18 protein-coding genes are annotated in these 17,321 nt (G+C 69.6%); 9 read left to right on the forward strand and 9 right to left on the reverse strand.

Features of this window, described 5'->3' with window-relative positions:
- On the reverse strand, positions 1 to 429 hold the full coding sequence (locus tag JOE67_RS13790) for a hypothetical protein (RefSeq protein ID WP_239528156.1): 429 nt from the start codon (positions 427 to 429) through the stop codon (positions 1 to 3).
- Positions 430 to 496: 67 nt separating this feature from the next.
- On the opposite strand from JOE67_RS13790, the gene JOE67_RS13795 reads away from it, so the two are divergent.
- Complete coding sequence (locus JOE67_RS13795; RefSeq protein ID WP_204976096.1) at positions 497 to 739, forward strand: DUF3499 family protein; 243 nt, start codon at positions 497 to 499, stop codon at positions 737 to 739.
- A gap of 27 nt (positions 740 to 766) precedes the next feature.
- On the opposite strand, the gene JOE67_RS13800 is transcribed toward JOE67_RS13795, so the two are convergent.
- On the reverse strand, positions 767 to 1,576 hold the full coding sequence (locus JOE67_RS13800; protein WP_204976097.1) for an RDD family protein: 810 nt from the start codon (positions 1,574 to 1,576) through the stop codon (positions 767 to 769).
- A gap of 128 nt (positions 1,577 to 1,704) precedes the next feature.
- On the opposite strand from JOE67_RS13800, the gene JOE67_RS13805 reads away from it, so the two are divergent.
- Both JOE67_RS13805 and JOE67_RS13810 read left to right on the forward strand, forming a co-directional pair.
- Complete coding sequence (locus JOE67_RS13805) at positions 1,705 to 1,854, forward strand: hypothetical protein (RefSeq protein WP_204976098.1); 150 nt, start codon at positions 1,705 to 1,707, stop codon at positions 1,852 to 1,854.
- A gap of 48 nt (positions 1,855 to 1,902) precedes the next feature.
- The gene (locus tag JOE67_RS13810) at positions 1,903 to 2,892 is read left to right on the forward strand and encodes a stage II sporulation protein M (protein WP_204976099.1); all 990 of its coding nucleotides are present in this window, start codon (positions 1,903 to 1,905) and stop codon (positions 2,890 to 2,892) included.
- On the opposite strand, the gene JOE67_RS13815 is transcribed toward JOE67_RS13810, so the two are convergent.
- The gene (locus JOE67_RS13815; RefSeq protein WP_204976100.1) at positions 2,879 to 3,667 is read right to left on the reverse strand and encodes an aquaporin; all 789 of its coding nucleotides are present in this window, start codon (positions 3,665 to 3,667) and stop codon (positions 2,879 to 2,881) included. The two genes, JOE67_RS13810 and JOE67_RS13815, sit on opposite strands and share 14 nt — an antisense overlap.
- A 189-nt stretch (positions 3,668 to 3,856) precedes the next feature.
- Between JOE67_RS13815 and JOE67_RS13820 the strand changes: the two genes are divergently transcribed.
- The 3 genes from JOE67_RS13820 (at position 3,857) to katG (ending at position 7,291) form a co-directional block, all read left to right on the forward strand.
- On the forward strand, positions 3,857 to 4,495 hold the full coding sequence (locus JOE67_RS13820) for an MIP/aquaporin family protein (protein ID WP_204976101.1): 639 nt from the start codon (positions 3,857 to 3,859) through the stop codon (positions 4,493 to 4,495).
- Positions 4,496 to 4,614: 119 nt separating this feature from the next.
- Positions 4,615 to 5,046 (forward strand): Fur family transcriptional regulator, encoded by a 432-nt coding sequence (locus tag JOE67_RS13825; RefSeq protein ID WP_204976102.1) that lies wholly within the window; start codon positions 4,615 to 4,617, stop codon positions 5,044 to 5,046.
- Between the two features lie 22 nt (positions 5,047 to 5,068).
- Positions 5,069 to 7,291: a catalase/peroxidase HPI gene (gene katG / locus JOE67_RS13830; protein ID WP_204976103.1), complete on the forward strand. Its 2,223-nt coding sequence runs from the start codon at positions 5,069 to 5,071 to the stop codon at positions 7,289 to 7,291.
- A gap of 61 nt (positions 7,292 to 7,352) precedes the next feature.
- Here the strand turns inward: katG and JOE67_RS13835 are convergent, their stop codons facing one another.
- From JOE67_RS13835 to JOE67_RS13855, 5 genes are read right to left on the reverse strand one after another with little or no spacing between them, the layout of a single operon-like run.
- Complete coding sequence (locus JOE67_RS13835; RefSeq protein WP_204976104.1) at positions 7,353 to 8,660, reverse strand: DUF58 domain-containing protein; 1,308 nt, start codon at positions 8,658 to 8,660, stop codon at positions 7,353 to 7,355.
- 1 nt (position 8,661) lies between these two features.
- Complete coding sequence (locus tag JOE67_RS13840; protein ID WP_204977092.1) at positions 8,662 to 9,585, reverse strand: AAA family ATPase; 924 nt, start codon at positions 9,583 to 9,585, stop codon at positions 8,662 to 8,664.
- Positions 9,586 to 9,641: 56 nt separating this feature from the next.
- Positions 9,642 to 10,835: a DUF4350 domain-containing protein gene (locus tag JOE67_RS13845; protein ID WP_204976105.1), complete on the reverse strand. Its 1,194-nt coding sequence runs from the start codon at positions 10,833 to 10,835 to the stop codon at positions 9,642 to 9,644.
- Positions 10,832 to 11,497 carry a DUF4129 domain-containing protein gene (locus JOE67_RS13850; RefSeq protein WP_204976106.1) on the reverse strand — a complete coding sequence of 222 codons (666 nt, stop codon included), beginning with the start codon at positions 11,495 to 11,497 and terminating at the stop codon, positions 10,832 to 10,834. Before JOE67_RS13850 ends, JOE67_RS13845 begins: the two co-directional genes overlap by 4 nt.
- 5 nt (positions 11,498 to 11,502) lie before the next feature.
- Entirely contained in the window at positions 11,503 to 12,879 is a 1,377-nt protein-coding gene (locus JOE67_RS13855; RefSeq protein WP_204976107.1) for a hypothetical protein, read from the reverse strand.
- 220 nt (positions 12,880 to 13,099) lie between these two features.
- Here JOE67_RS13855 and mtrA point away from each other — a divergent pair, with 220 nt between their 5' ends.
- Positions 13,100 to 13,780: an MtrAB system response regulator MtrA gene (mtrA, locus tag JOE67_RS13860; RefSeq protein ID WP_204976108.1), complete on the forward strand. Its 681-nt coding sequence runs from the start codon at positions 13,100 to 13,102 to the stop codon at positions 13,778 to 13,780.
- On the opposite strand, the gene JOE67_RS15865 is transcribed toward mtrA, so the two are convergent.
- A complete protein-coding gene (locus tag JOE67_RS15865) occupies positions 13,777 to 13,953 on the reverse strand; it encodes a hypothetical protein (protein WP_420827660.1) in 177 nt (58 codons plus the stop codon). The two genes, mtrA and JOE67_RS15865, sit on opposite strands and share 4 nt — an antisense overlap.
- Here JOE67_RS15865 and mtrB point away from each other — a divergent pair.
- Positions 13,883 to 15,565 carry an MtrAB system histidine kinase MtrB gene (gene mtrB / locus JOE67_RS13865; protein WP_420827649.1) on the forward strand — a complete coding sequence of 561 codons (1,683 nt, stop codon included), beginning with the start codon at positions 13,883 to 13,885 and terminating at the stop codon, positions 15,563 to 15,565. The genes JOE67_RS15865 and mtrB overlap by 71 nt on opposite strands.
- Positions 15,562 to 17,286, forward strand: coding sequence for an LpqB family beta-propeller domain-containing protein (locus JOE67_RS13870; RefSeq protein ID WP_204976110.1), 1,725 nt, complete (start codon positions 15,562 to 15,564; stop codon positions 17,284 to 17,286). The genes mtrB and JOE67_RS13870 overlap by 4 nt, the downstream gene beginning before the upstream one ends.
- Positions 17,287 to 17,321: the final 35 nt, after the last annotated feature.

Here is a 17,321-nt window from a genome sequence, read left to right on the forward strand (position 1 = left end):
TCAGTGATCGCGGCCGTCCGGGCCGAGTTCCCATGGCTCTCGACCGACGTACTCCGCCGCCGCGTGGAACACAGCGCTCTCGATAGCCATCCGGCGGTGCGACGCGTCGTCGTGTCCTTTCGGCAGCAGACGCTCGATCGGCACTCGGTAGAGCGTGACCCGCTGTGTCGTCGTGTCGGCGCGCCAGAGGGGGATGCCGTCGCCGCGATCGTGCGCGGGCATCGCCGCGATCTCGAAGCGGACCTCTCGCAGCTCCTCCCACGCGCCCCGCAGATACTCGACAGCGCTGCCGACGGTGATCTCGAATCGGTCGAGACGGCCGTCGAGCGGTGGCAGGGGAGGGCGGACGACCTCACTGCGGCCGAGGCGACCGTGGCGCCCGTGACGTGCGCCGCGTCGCGGGACGGGGGTGGAGCGTCGGCCGGGCATGCCGAAAGTCTATGCGCTGCCGCGCGGCTGCGGAGCCCGCGGCCGGTGCGGTCGTAGGGTGGATGCGATGGATGAACCACTCCGGCTCGACGCGCACCTCGGCGTCGACGAAAGGCTCTGCTCGAAGGTCGCCTGTGCCCGTGAGGCCGTCGCGACGCTCACCTTCGACTACGGCGACCAGATGGCCGCCCTCGGTCCGCTGGGGCCCGGCGGCGACCCGCACGCCCACGACCTCTGTGCCGCGCACGCCGAGCGGCTCTCGGTTCCCGCCGGCTGGCTGGTCATCCGTCACGAGGCGCTGCGCGCCTGAGGTCGTCCGGGCTCGCGCGCCGCGCGGTCAGACCCCGATGCGCCGCCCGCTGAGTCGTTCCGCTCGCTCGTCGGCGATTCGCAGAGCCCTCTGCTCGCGCTCGCGACGCAGCACGGTGATCCCCATCAGCAGCTCCTCAGCCGAGACCGCCGGAACCGGGGAGATGAAGGGCCGAGCCTCGGCGGCCAGTTCCTGGGCGACGCTCGATCGCGCCGAGGGCGACAGTCGCTGCGCGTTGGCGAGGAACTGCGAAATGCGCCGCGCGAGCCGATCCGGCATGCGGGCGACATCGGCGATCGTCGCCCATCCGGTCAAGGAGGGCGGCAGATGCGGATGGTGGGAGGGCAGCGCGGGTGTTCGCACGCGCTGCGAGTACGTACCGGCGACGAGATCGCCGAGGCGCTGAGAGCGTGCGGTGAGCGCGCCCGTGATGACTGCAGCGCCACCGAAGGTCATGTAGATCTCGAGGACTCCGACGAGCGCGCGGATGAACGTGTGCCGGAAGGTGATCGCCCCGCCGTCGATCCGCACGATCCGCCCGCCTACCGCGAGCTTGCCGACGCTGCGGCCGCGCATCGCGACCTCGATCGTGATGGGCAGCACCAGGAAGCTCAGCACCGCGGCACTGATCATCAGGATGCGGAACGTGTGCTCGCTCAGCAGGCCCTCGGACATCAGCCACACCTGCACCCACGTCACGGCGAGGAACAGCGCGAAGCCGATGGCCATGTCGATCAGGGCTCCCGCTGCGCGAAGCACGAACCCGACCGGCTGAACATCGATCGCGACGGCTTCTCCGGACAGGATCTCCTGCTCGTCGGTGACCGTGCTCATCATGAGTACAGTAAATCAGCCCCGGCTGTCGTTGCAGCGCCGACAGTGCTGAGCAGGAAGCTCCCCTCCGCGGTCGGATGTCCACCGCAAGGGGGATGGCCGCCGTGGTCGGCGGTCCTAGGGTTGCGAACATGCGAGTGAGAATCGAAGATGGCGCCACGTACACGATCACCAGGAGAACGCGACCCGCCTCCGGCCAGAGCGAGTACTACTGGCTCGGCGACAACGGGCGAGAGCTCGACCTCAGCGAACAGGAGCGCAGCGAGCTTCGTCTTCGCTGATCCGGTCCGAACTCATGGCGACACCGCGTTGTGAGTACAGTGAATCAGGTGGATGCCGATGCCCTCACCGACGCCCGCCGCCCGGAATGGCAGCGGCTGGATGCGCTGAGCCGAAAGCGCAGGCTGAGCGGCGCCGAGGTCGACGAGCTCATCGTGCGCTATCGCGCAGCATCCGCCGATCTCGCCGAGCTGAAGACCTCTATCGGCGATTCGCCACAGGGCGCCTACCTCTCGACGATCCTCGCTGCAGCGCGGCTGAGGTTCACCGGGGCGGGTGACAACGTCCTCACCCAGGCAGCCCGGTTCTTCGCGCTGCAGCTGCCGGCAGCGCTCTATCGCATCCGCTGGACGACCGGGGTCATCGCGGTCGCCTTCGTGCTCGCCGTCCTGATAACCGGAGCCTGGATCGCCTCCGACCCTGCGCTGATCGCGACCCTGGGGCCGCCCGAGGTGCTGCAGAAGTATGCCGAGGAGGACTTCGTCGGCTACTACGGGCCGATGGCCTCGTTCGCAGGCATGGTCTGGCTCAACAACGCCTGGATCGCCATGCAGTGCGTGCTGTTCGGCGTCACAGGTCTCTGGCCTGTGTGGATGCTCATCCAGAACGCCTTCGGTCTCGGCGTCGCCGCAGCGGTCATGTCGGCGTACGGCCACCTCGACACGATGATCCTGCACATCCTCCCGCACGGGATGCTCGAGCTCACCGCGATCTTCGTCGCCTCCGCCGCCGGCCTGCACATCTTCTGGGCGTGGGCGGCACCCGGGCGTCGCACCAGGGCGGAGTCGCTCGCAGCGGGTGGTCGGTCGCTCGCCACTGTCGCGATCGGGCTGATCTTCGTGCTGCTGCTGTCAGGGCTGGTCGAGGGGTTCGTCACAGGTTCGAACCTGCCGTGGCCGGTGAAGATCGGCATCGGGGCGCTCGCACTCGCCGCGTTCCTGTTCTACATGCTCGTGATCGGCCGTCGGGCGGCGCGACGCGGGGAGAGCGGCGACCTCATCGAATACGAGGCCGGCACGCCGACGCTCACCGCAGGTTGAGGGCTGCGGGTTCGCCGCCATCCGAGCCTGCGGCGCCGTCGAACAGCGCCCGATAGGCGATCCCGATGGCCGCCGCACCCAGAGCGGGGAAGAGGAGGAAGACCCACAGCTGCGCCAGCGGGTCGATCCCGCCGTAGATCGCCGTCGCGATCGAACGTGCGGGATTCGCGGCTCCACCCGCGATCGGGATGGCGACGAGCTGGACCGCCGTGAACGCGAGTCCGATCGTCACCCCCGGGGAGCGGGTGGCGCGCTCGGGGTGCGTCACGCTGAGGTAGACGAGCACGAGCAGCACGGTGAGGACGAGCTCGATGACGATCGCCGCGGGCATCCCGAATCCGCCGGGGGAGAGCGAGCCCCAGCCCGTGCTCGCGAAGCCTGAGTCCTGCGCACCCTCCAGCCACGCGTCGGGCCCGAAGAGCCCGACGACGATCAGGGCTGTCGACGCGACCACCGCGCCGACCACCTGCGCGAGCAGGTAGGGGAGCACATCGCGCCACGGAAGGCGACCCGCGGACGCAGCGCCGATCGTCACGGCCGGCGTGAAGTGGCCGCCCGAAAGAGAGGCGAACGAGCTGAAGGCGGCGGCCATCGCAAGGCCGAATGCGAGCGCGACGGCGACGTATACCGCGGATCCGGCGCCCGGATCAGGGAAGAGGGTGGCCGTGAAGAGCGCGGCGCCGACACCGATGAACACGACCATGAAAGAGCCGAAGCCCTCTGCCGTGAGTCGGGCGCTCAGCGACGGAGCAGACGGGGGCGGGTTCACAGTCATCGCACTCTCCAAATCACACAGCAGTGCGCTTCATGATCCCTCCAAAGATCGCGTTTCGGGGTCAGGCTCGCCGGGTCGCGCCCGGGAGCGCGGGTGCGCCGGCGGTAGATTGTCGTCCGCGCGGCTTGTGCCGTGCGGACGACGGTGTGCGCACCGTCTCCTCGACCCGACACAAGAACGGATCCACTCATGAACGGCACCGCCCGTAAGGCAGTGGCAGAAGCACTCGCCACCTTCCTGTTCGTCCTCAGCATCATCGCCGCGGTCAACAGCGGCAGCCCCCTCACGCCCCTCGCCATCGGTATCGCGCTCGCCGTACTGGTGTACGCCACCGGCCACATCTCGGGCGCCCACCTGAACCCCGCGGTCTCGGTCGCCGTCTTCATCCGCGGCGGTCTCGCCGTGGTCGACCTCGTCGCATACATCGTGGCGCAGCTGGTCGGTGCGGTGCTGGCGGCTCTGGTCAGCTTCGCCGTGTGGCCGGCTGCCGGGAAGGCCGTCGAGATCGACCTCGGCAAGGCCTTCGTCGTCGAACTCGTCTTCACCCTCATCCTCGCCTACGTGGTGCTCAACGTCGCGACCTCCAAGGACACCGACGGCAACTCCTTCTACGGTCTCGCGATCGGCGGCGTCGTCTTCGTGGGCGCCACGGCGGTCGGCTCGATCTCGGGCGGCGGATTCAACCCGGCAGTCGCACTCGGACTGTCGGTGAGCGGCCAGTTCGACTGGGTCAACCTGTGGCTCTACGTCGTCGCACCGATCGTCGGCGCCGCGATCGCAGCTGTGCTGTTCCGTGTGCTGAACGCAGACGACAAGGTGTCTGTCTGATCGGCTCGCAGCCGCGCCATGGGGCCCTCGCTTCATCAAGCGGGGGCCCCTCTGCGCTCCGACACGCCAGAAGTCCCGTGCTCTTTTGAATTGATCAAATCAAAGTTAGGGTGGTGTGCATGACCGCACAGCAGCTCATCCCCGCCGAGGTCGCCATCCGCGCCCGCGGCCTGCGGGTGACCGAATCGCGTCGTGCGGTCTACGACGCGCTCGCCGGGCACGCCCATGCCAGTGCCGACGAGGTGTTCGAGCGCGTGCGATCGCAGCTCGAATCCACGAGCCGGCAATCGGTGTACAACGCGCTCAGCGACTTCACGACCGCGGGCCTTGTGCGACGCATCGAGCCCGCCGGGCATCCGATGCTCTTCGAGCTGCGGGTCGACGACAACCATCACCACCTCGTGTGCACCGGCTGCGGTGCGGTCAAGGACGTCGACTGCGCCGTCGGCCCCTCGCCGTGCCTGACGCCGGCGGACACACACGGCTTCGCGATCACGACGGCGGAGGTGACGTACTGGGGACTGTGCCCCGCCTGCTCCGCGAAGAACTGACCATCCACGAAGAAGGAGACCGATGACGGACGCGATCCAGAACCAGGCCGACAGCGCGCAGTGCCCTGTGGTGCACTCGTCCCCGCGCGAGAAGAGCACCAGGAAGGCGAGCCACGACTGGTGGCCCGACCGGCTGAACCTGCGGGTGCTGGCGAAGAACCCGCCGGCGACGAACCCCTACGGGCCCGAGTACGACTACCGTGCGACGTTCGCGACCGTCGACCTCGACGAGCTGCGCCGCGACATCGAGCAGGTGCTCACCGACTCGCAGGACTGGTGGCCGGCGGACTTCGGCAACTACGGGCCCGCGTTCATCCGCATGGCCTGGCACAGCGCCGGAACCTACCGTGTCACCGACGGCCGTGGAGGCGGCAGCACCGGTCAGCAGCGCTTCGCGCCCCTCAACAGCTGGCCCGACAACGCAGGCCTCGACAAGCCGCGTCGCATTCTGTGGACCGTGAAGAAGAAGTGGGGCGACCGCATCTCATGGGCCGACCTGATGATCTTCGCCGGCAACGTGGCGATGGAGCAGATGGGCTTCACCACCTTCGGCTTCGCCGGCGGACGGGTGGATGCATGGGAACCGGACGCCGACATCTACTGGGGTTCGGAGACGACCTGGCTCGCCGACGACCTGCGCTACTCGCCCGAAGGGCGACGTGAGCTCGAGAGCCCCCTGGCCGCCGTGCAGATGGGTCTCATCTACGTGAACCCCGAGGGCATCGGAGGAAACCCCGACCCCGTCGAGCTCGCGCACGACATCCGCGAGACCTTCGCTCGCATGGCCATGAACGATGAGGAGACCGTCGCCCTGATCGCCGGCGGCCACACGTTCGGAAAGACCCATGGCGCCGGCCCGGTCGATCTGGTCGGCCCGTCGCCCGAGGACTCGCCCATGGAGCACATGGGAATGGGGTGGAAGAACACCCACGGCACGGGGATGGGCGACGATCAGACCGCCAGCGGTCTCGAGGTCACGTGGACGTATCACCCCACGCGCTGGGACAACGAGTTCTTCCACATCCTCTTCGCGTACGAGTGGGAGCTCATGGAGAGCCCCTCGGGCGCGAAGCAGTGGAGGCCGCAGCACGGCGCCGGTGCCGACATGGTGCCGATGGCGCACGATGCGACCAAGCGCCGCGAGCCGCGGATGCTCACGAGCGACCTGTCGCTGCGGTTCGATCCGATCTACGGCCCGATCTCGAAGCGATTCCGTGACGACCCCGAGGCGTTCGCCGACGCCTATGCCCGCGCCTGGTTCAAGCTCACCCACCGTGACATGGGCCCGTCGAGCCGGTACCTCGGCAAGCTCGCTCCCACCGAGGAGCTCATCTGGCAGGATCCGGTTCCCGCGGTCGATCATGACCTGGTCACCCCGGAGCAGGCCGAGCAGCTCAAGAAGAGCATCCTCGAGTCCGGCCTGACGGTGTCGGAGCTCGTGGCCACCGCCTGGGCCGCCGCCGCATCCTTCCGCAGCAGCGACAAGCGCGGCGGCGTGAACGGCGCCCGCATCGCCCTCGAGCCGCAGCGGTCGTGGGCAGCGAACAACCCGGAGCGCACCGCGAAGGTTCTCGACGTGCTGCGCGGCGTCAAGGCGTCGTCGGAGGAGTCGGGCGTCCGCGTCTCGCTCGCCGACCTCATCGTGCTCGCGGGCAACGCCGGAGTCGAGAAAGCTGCTCGGGACGCCGGCCACGAGATCACGGTGCCGTTCCGTCCAGGCCGGACCGACGCCACGCAGGACAAGACGGACGTGCACTCGTTCTCTTTCCTCGAGCCGATCGCCGACGGATTCCGCAACTACGTCGGGCCGCTCGCGACCGCTGCGGAGGTGCCGGCCGAGAAGCTGCTGGTCGACAAGGCGAGCCTGCTCGACCTCACGGCACCGGAGATGACCGTGCTCGTCGGTGGCCTGCGCGCCCTCGACGCGAACTGGGACGGCTCGAAGCACGGCGTGCTCACCGACCGCCCGGGTGTGCTGACCAACGACTTCTTCGTGAACGTGCTCGACATGGGCTACGAGTGGACGCCGCTCGACCCTGGTTCGCACGCCTTCCTGGCGACCGAGAGGGCGAGCGGCGAGCGTCGCTGGGTCGGCACTCGCGCTGACCTCGTCTTCGGCTCGAACTCCGAGCTGCGCGCCGTGACCGAGGTATACGCCGCCGACGGATCGGGCGAGAAATTCGTCACGGACTTCGTCGCCGCATGGACGAAGGTCATGGAGCTGGATCGCTTCGATCTCGTCTGACCTTCTGTGACAGAACGTCGGCCCCCGTCCGCGAGGACGGGGGCCGACGTTCGTCATGCGGTCAGAGCCGCCCGGCGGCCTTCAGCTCGAGGTAGCGGTCGGCGATCCGCGGCGGCAGCTGCTCGGGGTCCGAGGCGATCGCCTCGCCGCCGGCGCGCCGGATCGCGTCGGCAACGACCTGGGCATCCGACATGGTCTGCTCGGCCGCGGCCGCGAGGTACACATCGGCGCGCGAGTCGCGTCGGCGAGCGAGCTCGCCGATCGCTTCATCGGTCACCGACCCCACGAGCACGGTCGTCGCCCTGGAGGCGCGCGGGAAGGCGCCGAGGAAGCCGCGCGCGGTCTCGGCAGCATCCTGCGCAGTGAGCACGACGATGAGCGATGGGCGGGTGGTGAGCGTGCGGATCGCCGCGAAGGCCCCTCCCCAGTCGGTGTCGACCAGTCGCGCGTGCACCGGCGCCATGGCATCCGTCAGCGCGGGAAGGAGCGCGGCGCCATCGACGCCAGTCACCCGGGCCCGAGCCCCCCGGTCGTACATGAGCAGATTGATGTGGTCGCCGGCCCGTGCGGCGAGCGCCGCGAGCAGCAGCGCGGCCTCGAGCGAGGCATCCAGACGGGTGCTGTCGCCTACCCTGGCGGCGGCCGTGCGACCGGTGTCGATCAGGATGACGACCTGACGGTCGCGCTCAGGACGCCACGTGCGCAGCATCGTCGTGCCTGCGCGTGCGGTGGCCCGCCAGTCGATCGAGCGGATGTCGTCGCCGCGCACATACTCGCGCAGCGAGTCGAACTCGGTGCCCTGACCGCGCACCTGGATCGACGTGTTGCCGTCGAGCTCGCGAAGACGTGCGAGTCGCGACGGAAGGTGCTTGCGGGAGCTGAACGCGGGCAGAACCCGCATGGTGCCGCGCACGTCGTGGCGAGCCTGGCGACCGGCGAGGCCGAGCGGACCGCGCGAGCGCACCACGACGAACTCGCTCACCAGCTCGCCACGGCGACGCGGATGCAGCAGCACCTCGACACGCCGTCGTTCGCCTGCCGGGATACTGATGCGGGGACGCTCGGCTGGGGCCCCCGCAGTCGGCTGCCACGCGTCGCGCAGCTGGCCGCGAAGAGTGCGCGAGCCGATGTTCTGCACGGCGACGCTCGTCAGCACAGGTTCGCCGAGACGGCCTCGCGCAGGGATCGAGCGCGTGACGATGAGAGCGCGCGGGCTCGGAGCGACGATGACGTCGATCGAGACCAGGACGACGCACAGCAGCATCCAGACCCCGAAGATCGCCCACGGCGGCGCGCCGGCGGTGCCGAGCAGCACCGTCGGCACGACGCCCAGCGCGATGAGCGGGGCGAGAAGCGCGGTGACGAACATGTCAGATCGGCACTCGCGTCTGCTGCACGACGGACTGCAGCACGGCGTCGGCCGACACGCCCTCCATCTGCGCATCCGGTCGCAGCTGCAGGCGGTGCCGCCACACGGGCATGAGCATGGTCTGCACGTGATCAGGTGTGACGGCACTCGAGGCGTTCAGCCATGCCCATGCCTTCGCCGCCGCCAGCAGTGCGGTCGAGGCGCGGGGGCTGGCGCCGAGTTCGACCGAAGGCGACTGACGCGTGGCGCGGGCGAGGTCGACGACGTACCCCAGCACGTCGTCGTTGACCTGCACCCGCGCCGCAGCGTCCTGCGCGGCGCGGATCTCGTCGGCCGTGACGGCCGCCTCGACGCCGGTCAGCAGCCGGGGCGAGAAGCCGCTCGCATGCAGACGCAGCACAGACACCTCCGCGTCGCGCTCTGGCATCCCGACGACGAGCTTCATCAGGAATCGGTCGAGCTGAGCCTCGGGCAGCGTGTAGGTTCCCTCATGCTCGACGGGGTTCTGGGTCGCGGCGACGAGGAAGGGGTCGGGCAGCGGACGGCTGAGGCCGTCGGCCGACACCTGGCGCTCCTCCATGGCCTCGAGCAGGGCGGCCTGCGTCTTCGGCGGAGTGCGGTTGATCTCGTCGGCGAGCAGGATGTTCGTGAACACGGGCCCGGCGCGGAACTCGAACTCGCCGGTGCGGGCGTCATAGACGAGCGATCCGGTGACATCGCCGGGCATGAGGTCGGGGGTGAACTGCACGCGCTTGGTGTCGAGGCCCACCGCGCGTGCGAAGCTGCGCACCACGAGGGTCTTGGCGACACCGGGCACACCCTCCAGCAGCACGTGACCGCGGGCGAGCAGGGCGACGAGCAGTCCGGTGACGGTGCCGGCCTGACCGACGACCACCTTGTCGACCTCGCTGCGCACGCGGTGCATGGCCTGGCGCAGCGCGTCATCCGACGGCGGTGCGGGGGGAGTGGTGCTCTCGTCGCTCACGGGCGGTTCCTTTCGGTATGGGCGGTGTCGACCGCCGTCTCGAGTTCGGCGAGTCGTCTGGCGAGCTCGATGAGCTCGCGGTCGTCGGCGGGCGGTGCCCCGTCGAGCAGGTCGTGCAGCGATCCGCGGGGGACGCCGAGGCGATCGGATGCCGCATCCGCGATCTCGACGGGCGTCGCGCGGGGGCTGAGGGCCAGACGACGTGCGAGTCTGGCGCGGGTGCCGGATCGGATGGCTGCGGCTGCATGCGGGGCATCCGCGGCTTTCGCGGTGAGGCGGGCGCGGCCATGCATGGTCTCGGATGCCCTGACGGTGACCGGAAGCGACTCCGAGACCAGTGGTCCGAAGCGAGATCCGCGCCACCAGATGGCCGCGATGCCGGCGAGGAGCAGGAGGAGGATGGCGGGTGTCAGCCACGTCGGAGTGAGATCGCCGAGCGAGGCAGGCTCGTCCGCGACGCGGTCGCCATCCTCGAAGGACCCCGCGTACCAGACCACGTGCTCCGTCTGCGCGAGCAGGGCGAGCCCGAGAGCGGCGTTGCCGTTCTCCGCCAGATGGCGGTTCGAGAGCATGCGTGAGGCCTCGATGAACGCCAGCTGCGCTCCATCGCGTTCGGCGAGAAGCAGGGCAGCACCGCCGTCCGCGCTGCGGAAGCAGCCGACGACGTCGTCGGCTGGAAGGAACATCCGCTCGGCCTCGATTGCTCCGGTCGCGGCGAACTCCGGGCGGTCGCAGCGGGCTGCTACGGAGCCGAGGCCGCTGGTTCCGGCGCCCAGGTCGAGGAGGTCGAGCATGCGCGTGCTCGTGCTGAGGAGCACCACGCGGTCTGCTTCGCCGATCAGGGCGAGCACCGCCTCATCACTGAGCGCGACGGGGTCGGCGAGCACCAGGGTGCCGCCCGGGTCGAGCGCAGTCGTCGCTGCGGCGCGGCTGCGCACCACCTCGACCTCAGTGCCCTGCTGGCGCACCAGTTCGGCGATCGCCTTGGCACCGCCCGGACCGGGCGACTCCGGGTTGAGGACGCCCGCGAGCGAAGGCGCCGTCGTGACCAGCCGAAGCGACAGCAGGGCGATGCCGACGAGCAGGACGGCCACGAGCAGCCAGCCCAGCACGCTCGTCCGTCGTCCGGGACGCCGCGGCGCTGCTGTGCTGCTGGTCACGTCGTCGCCCACCGCGGCAAGGGCGCTCATGCGGGCACCTGCCCGGCGAGGCGGTGCACGTGCGCCGCGAGCTGCGGTGTGGCGGCCTGGACGGCATCGTCGGTCGCTGCGAGGGTGCGGTACTGAGCCTCGTCCGCATCGGAGCCGAGGTACCGGACGGAGTCGAAGAGCGAGGCGGCCTCGTGCAGCGCATCTGCCATGCCGGGAAGGGCAGGAGCCGCTTCGCGGGCGATGCCCTGCGCGGTCGCGCCAGGTGCCGGGTCGATGAGATCCCTCTCGAGAAGGCCGCGGGCGAGCGCGCGGAAGCGCAGCACGACGGCCCCGCTCCAGTCGCCCTCGCGGGCGCGTCGTTCGGCGTCTGCGCGCAATTGAGCCGCCGTGCGGTCGTTCTTCTCGCCGAGCAGGTCCCCGCGACGACGAATCGTTTGCGAGGCGCGCGGGCGGCCCCAGACCAGCAGGGCGACGACCAGGGCTGCGACGACGGCGATGGCGATCAGCGTCAGCGCGAGGGGCGCGACCGAGCCGGCTCCGTCACCGGTGAAGAGCCCGAAGAACCACTCGGCGACATCGGCGGCGAACTGGTCGAACCAGTTCGGCTTCGCCGCCTGATACTCGGTTTTCGACAGCTCCTCCTGCGCCCACTGGCGTGCGTCGTCGCCGTCGGGGACGAAGACCTCTGCGGGAAGAAGCACTGCGATCATTCGGTTCCGCCCGGCGCAGCCCAGCCGCCGGGCGACGGCTCTGCGGGGGCTGCGGTCGCGGATGCGTCATTCGCCGTGTGCGGCTGACCGGGCGCCGGCGGCTGCGGAGCGTACGGCGACTGCTGCGGCCCGCCGGGGTACGACGTCGCCGGGTGCGGCTGCGCTGGGTAGGGCTGCGCCGGGTAGGGCTGCGCCTGGTAGGGCTGGGCGGGGTAGGGCTGGGCCTGATGCGGCTGACCTGTGAAGGGCTGGCCGGCGTGAGGTTGGCCGGGGTGCGGTGCGGGGTAGCCATTGGCGATGAACGAACCCGGTGCCGCAGACGGCTGGGCTGCGTACCCGGCCGGCTGCTTCGGCGGGGGAGTCTTCGTCACTGCGCGTGCGGGGTCGACGATGTAGGGGTCGCCGAGGTCGGCATCCGATGCGCCGAGGGCGCTGCGTTCGATGTGCCTGATCAGCGTCTGGTCCAGGCCTTCGTAGCGCATGCGGCTGTCGAGGTAGATGAGCGTCGCGCCTGTGCCCTGCACGACGAGGGTGATCGCCTGCACGGCGAGCACGAGGATCTGCGGGAGCACGGTGAGCGCGATGAGTCCGATGACCTGGCTCTCATCGGTCGAGCCTGTGGGTGCCATGACACCGCCGATCACTCCGGAGAGGATCGAACCCGGCACACTGACCACCTGCGCGGCGAGCCCCATGATCGCCCCGATGAGGAACATCACCCCGAGCGCCGGCCAGAAGCGTCCGCGGATCAGGCGCCACGACCGCACCAGAGCGCCGCCGATCGTCGCCTGCTCGAGCACGAGCGCCGCAGGCACGACGAGCAGCTTGGTAGTCAGCCAGACGGCCAGCGGGATGCTGGCGAGAACGAGCAGCACCACGAGACCGACGGCGACGCCGATCGAGCCGTCGGCGAATCCGCCGCCGGCCATGATCGCGATGGCAGCGCCGCCGATCGCGAGCATCCACAGCAGGGCCGCGAGACCCTGCAGCAGCGCGTACGCGAAGAGCCGCCAGAAAGCGGGACGCACACGGGTCCAGAGTGTGCGCAGCGGCGCTCTGCGCCCGACGGCCGCGAACGAGACGTCGGCCGCGACCAGTCCCTGCACGATCGAGGTGAAGGCGACGCTGGCCAGAGTGAGGACGACGCCGAGCAGGATGCTGAGCGCGATGGTTCCCGCGATGATCGGGCCCTGGTCGGGAGAGCCGGCAGGAACGCTCGCGATCCGCGCCGCAGCGAATCCGGCCACGAGGACGATCACCACCACCGCTATCGCCGTGATCCCGAACTGCACCGCGACCGCGAACCCGAACAGGACCTTGGGGTTGTGGCGCAGGGCGCTGAAGGATCGCCCGAGGATCATCCCGAACGTCATCGGGTGCAGTGGGATCGCACTCTTCCTCGGCGCGGGAGTCCAGGTGTGACCGCTCATTCGCATTCCCTCCGTGTGCTCCTCCATCGTGGCACACCGCCCGGCTGAGGCGGAGCGCGCACGCCTCCGCGCGTGCGCGGCAATCTCAAGTAGGCTGATCCGAGTCGCGCGGCTGGGGGGAAGCAGGTGGCGCGCAGGACAGAAAGCTGAGGCGGAGCGGAACATGACCTCTCGTATCCTCGTGGTCGACGATGACACAGCGCTCGCCGAGATGATCGGCATCGTGCTGCGAACCGAGGGGTTCGAGGCGCTGTTCTGCGCCGACGGCGCACGAGCGGTGGATGAGTGGCGCGCGACGCGTCCCGACCTCGTGCTGCTCGACCTCATGCTGCCCGGCATGGACGGCATCGAGATCTGCACGCGCATCCGCGCCGAGTCCGGTGTGCCGGTCATCATGCTGACCGCGCGCAGCGACACCGCCGACGTCGTGCGCGGGCTCGAGGTCGGCGCCGACGACTACATCGTGAAGCCCTTCAATCCGAAGGAGCTGGTCGCTCGCATCCGCACGCGCCTGCGGCCAGCACCTCAGGCCGAGACCGAGGTCCTCCGCGTCGGCGATCTGACGATCGACGTCGACGCACACGAAGTGCGCCGCGGCACGGCGCCCATCGCGCTGACGCCGCTCGAGTTCCAGCTGCTCGTCGCCCTGGCGTCCAAGCCTCAGCAGGTCTTCTCTCGCGAGATGCTGCTCGAGCAGGTGTGGGGCTACCACTACAAGGCCGATACCCGGCTGGTGAATGTGCATGTGCAGCGGCTGCGCGCGAAGGTCGAGCTCGACCCCGACAATCCGCGCATCGTGATGACCGTGCGCGGCGTGGGCTACCGCGCCGGCAGCGTCGGCTAGGCGCCGATCATGGCCGCGAACCCTCCGACGCGGGCCGTGACCGCGCTCCGGGGCGGCCCGAGCGCATGGTCGGACGCGATATCAGCATCATGGCGCAGCTCCATGCGTTTCAGGGCGACGGCGATCACGCTGATGGCCACCTCGCTGGCCATCTTCATCATCTGCGTGGTCATCGCCCTCGTGATCAGGAGCGATCTCTTCGAATCGCGTAAGGACGAGGCGCTGCACAACGCCCGTGCTGCGGTGTCGGCGGCGCAGAAGCAGCTCGACTCCGGGCAGACCGGTGACGATCGTGCCACCATCGCGGCAGTGTGGGGCGAGGCGCAGCGAGTGCTCGGGCGCACCGCATCGTCGAGCCGCATCGTCGGCTTCATCTCCGAGACCCAGGGAGACGGATACACTCCGACCGGCTTCCGAAGCCTGGAGTACTCGTCGAATCAGATGACCATCAGCGATGAGCTGCACACCCGCGTGACCCAGGTGCGCAATCGTCAGGCGTGGCAGTCGATCCCGCTGCCGCAGCCAGACGGCTCCGAGGCGGCGGGCATCGTCGTCGGGCAGCTGCTCGAGTTCCGCGGCGTCGGCACGTACGAGGTGTACATCGCGTATGACCTGATCGATGCCGATGAGACTCTGCTCTTCGTGCAGCGCACGCTGTGGTTCGCCGGCATCACCCTGGTCGCCCTCATCGCAGCCATCTCGTGGCTGGTGCTCAGATCCGTGTCGGCGCCGATCATCGAGGCGGCCGAGACCAGTGAGAGACTGGCGGCAGGAGACCTCGAGGTGCGCCTGCCGGTGCACGGCGAGGACGAGCTGGCCAGCCTGGGCCGATCGTTCAACGCGATGGCCGACAGCATCCAGAGCCAGATCAAGGAGCTCGCGGAGCTGTCACTCGTTCAGCAGCGGTTCGTCTCCGATGTCTCGCACGAGCTGCGCACGCCGTTGACGACCATCCGCCTCGCCGCCGAGATGATCAACGACACGCGCGACGAATTCGATCCGGTCACCGCGCGAACCGCCGAGCTGCTTCACACGCAGGTGCAGCGGTTCGAGACGCTGCTCGCCGACCTGCTCGAGATCAGCCGTTACGACGCCGGCTCGGTGCAGCTCGAGGTGGAGGCCACGAGCCTCGCGCAGCTGGCGGAGGAGATGGTCGAGCAGCTGCGTCCACTCGCCGCCGCGCACGACACCGAACTGCGCCTGGTCGCGCCGGGAGGGTACTCGCCGGTGGACATGGATCCCCGACGAGTGCGCCGCGTGCTGCGCAATCTCATCGGCAACGCCATCGAGCACGGCGAGGGCGAGCCGATCGTCATCACGGTCGACAGCGACCAGCGGGCAGTCGCCGTCGGCGTGCGTGATTTCGGACTCGGGATGCGGCCGGAGGATGCGGAGCATGTGTTCGACCGCTTCTGGCGCGCCGACCCGTCCCGCAAGCGCACCATCGGCGGCACCGGGCTCGGACTGTCGATCGCGCTCGGCGACGCCAAGCTGCACCGTGGCACTCTCGAGGTCTGGTCCGAACTCGGCGTCGGGACGAACTTCGTGCTGACCATCCCGCGCAGCGCGGATGTCGAGATCGGACGAGGTCCGGTGCCGCTGGAGCCGGAGGATTCGGTGGTCGATCTGGTCGACGTCACCGAGCCGATCACGCTGCGCGGCGTGCGCGATCTGATCGATGACCCGGGGCATGCGGACCGGGATCATGCAGCACCGGGTTCTGCAGCCGAGGACGTGGAGGACACCCACTCCGACCCCGCAGGGAAGAGGGAGCAGAGTTCATGACCGCGCGTCTCGGCATCCGCCTCTCCGCGATCGCCGCGGCCCTCGCGAGCGCCCTCGTCCTCGCCGGCTGCACGGGCCTGCCGACGGCCGGCCCGCCCAACGCCGGTCTCGAAGTGGGCGGCGAGGAGACCGACGAGCGACCGTTCTCGGCGATCGCAGAGGGCCCGGAGCCGGGCGGCAGCCCCGCTCAGATCGTCGAGGGCTTCCTCGACGCGTCGATGTCGCCTACGAACTCGTGGGAGACCGCGCGGAAGTTCCTCACCGAGGACTTCAGCCGCGAGTGGAAGCCCGAGGCTGCCGTGACGATCGACTCCTCGGTCGACGAGCGCGACTACGACTCGTCGGTTCAGCCCGACGATGAGGATGCGACTTCGGCAGAGGTGGGCGTCACCCTGGATCAGGTCGCGAGCGTCGGCGCCGACGGCGCGTACAGCGCCGACACCGGAACCGCGAAGGCCATGTACCGGCTGGTACGCGAGAAGGGTGGCGAGTGGCGGATCGCCGAAGCGGCTCGTGACGGCATCACCCTCGATGTCGAGACCTTCACCCAGGTGTACGAGAAGTTCTCGCTCAAGTACTTCGACCCGACCTGGACCCACCTCGTCCCTGACGTCCGCTGGTTCCCGCGTCGAGCCGCCATGGCCACCACCGTGGTGCGCGCTCTGATGTCGGGCGAGCCGAGCGAGTGGCTGGCTCCGGCCGTCCGACCGTTCTCGTCGGACGTGGAGATGGTCGGCGACGCCGTGACGGTCGACGAGTCGCAGGTGGCGTCGGTGCCGCTGAGCCGCGCGGCGCTCTCGGCCTCGCCGACGGATCTTGCCCGCATGCGGACGCAGCTCGAGGCGAGCCTGGAAGGAGCGGGGGTCACCCAGGTGCGTCTGGTCGTCGACGGTGTGCCGCTCGATGCGGGCAGGGTCACGGTCGAGGAGCCGATCGTCGATCCCGGCGTGCTGGTGCTCGACGACGAGACCTTCGGAACTGCGACGTCTGGGGGTGAGATCACCCCGGTCGCCGGGCTCACGGCGCAGATCGCCAAGATCGTCGATCCCATCGGCGCGATCGATGTCTCGGCCGACGCGCAGCTGGCCTCGGTGCAGCTGCGTGACGGCCGCGTGTTCGCGGTCAGTGACGGCGACACCAACCAGGTCGACGGCCGCCCCGGCCTGATCGCGCCGTCTCTGGACCCCTTCGGCTTCATCTGGACCGTGCCGGCATCGAGTGCGTCGAAGCTGCAGGTGGCGACCACGAAGGCCGAGCCCATGGCCGTCGCCGATGCCTGGCCCGGCGCCGAGTCGATCAGCCAGCTTCGGGTGTCGGCCGATGGTGCGCGAGTCGCCGCGGTCGTCAGTGCGGGGGGCGGTCGCCGTGTCGTCGTCGCGGCCGTCATCCGCGACGACGAGCAGCAGCCCATCGGGCTCGGTGCGCCCTACGAGGTCGCGCAGCTGGCGGGGCCGGCGCAGGGGCTCTCGTGGGTGGGCGCCGACTCGGTGGCCGTGCTGAGCACCGTCCCGGATCCGACTCTCACGATGCACATCATCGGAGGACCGTCGACCGTGTCATCGGCGCTCGCGCCCGCCGGAGCGATCACGCTCGCCGGGGCGAAGACCGTCACCGGTCTTCGAGTGCTGTCGTCTGACGAGTCGGTGTACGCCCAGCGCGGGTCCTTCTGGCAGGAGGCGGTCTCGGACGTTCGGGTCCTGGGCACCAGAGCCGGGTACTGAGTCCTTCTGCACGCACCGCCCACGCCGCGGGTTCT

The organism is Microbacterium esteraromaticum (assembly GCF_016907315.1).
Classification (GTDB): Bacteria; Actinomycetota; Actinomycetes; order Actinomycetales; family Microbacteriaceae; genus Microbacterium; species Microbacterium esteraromaticum.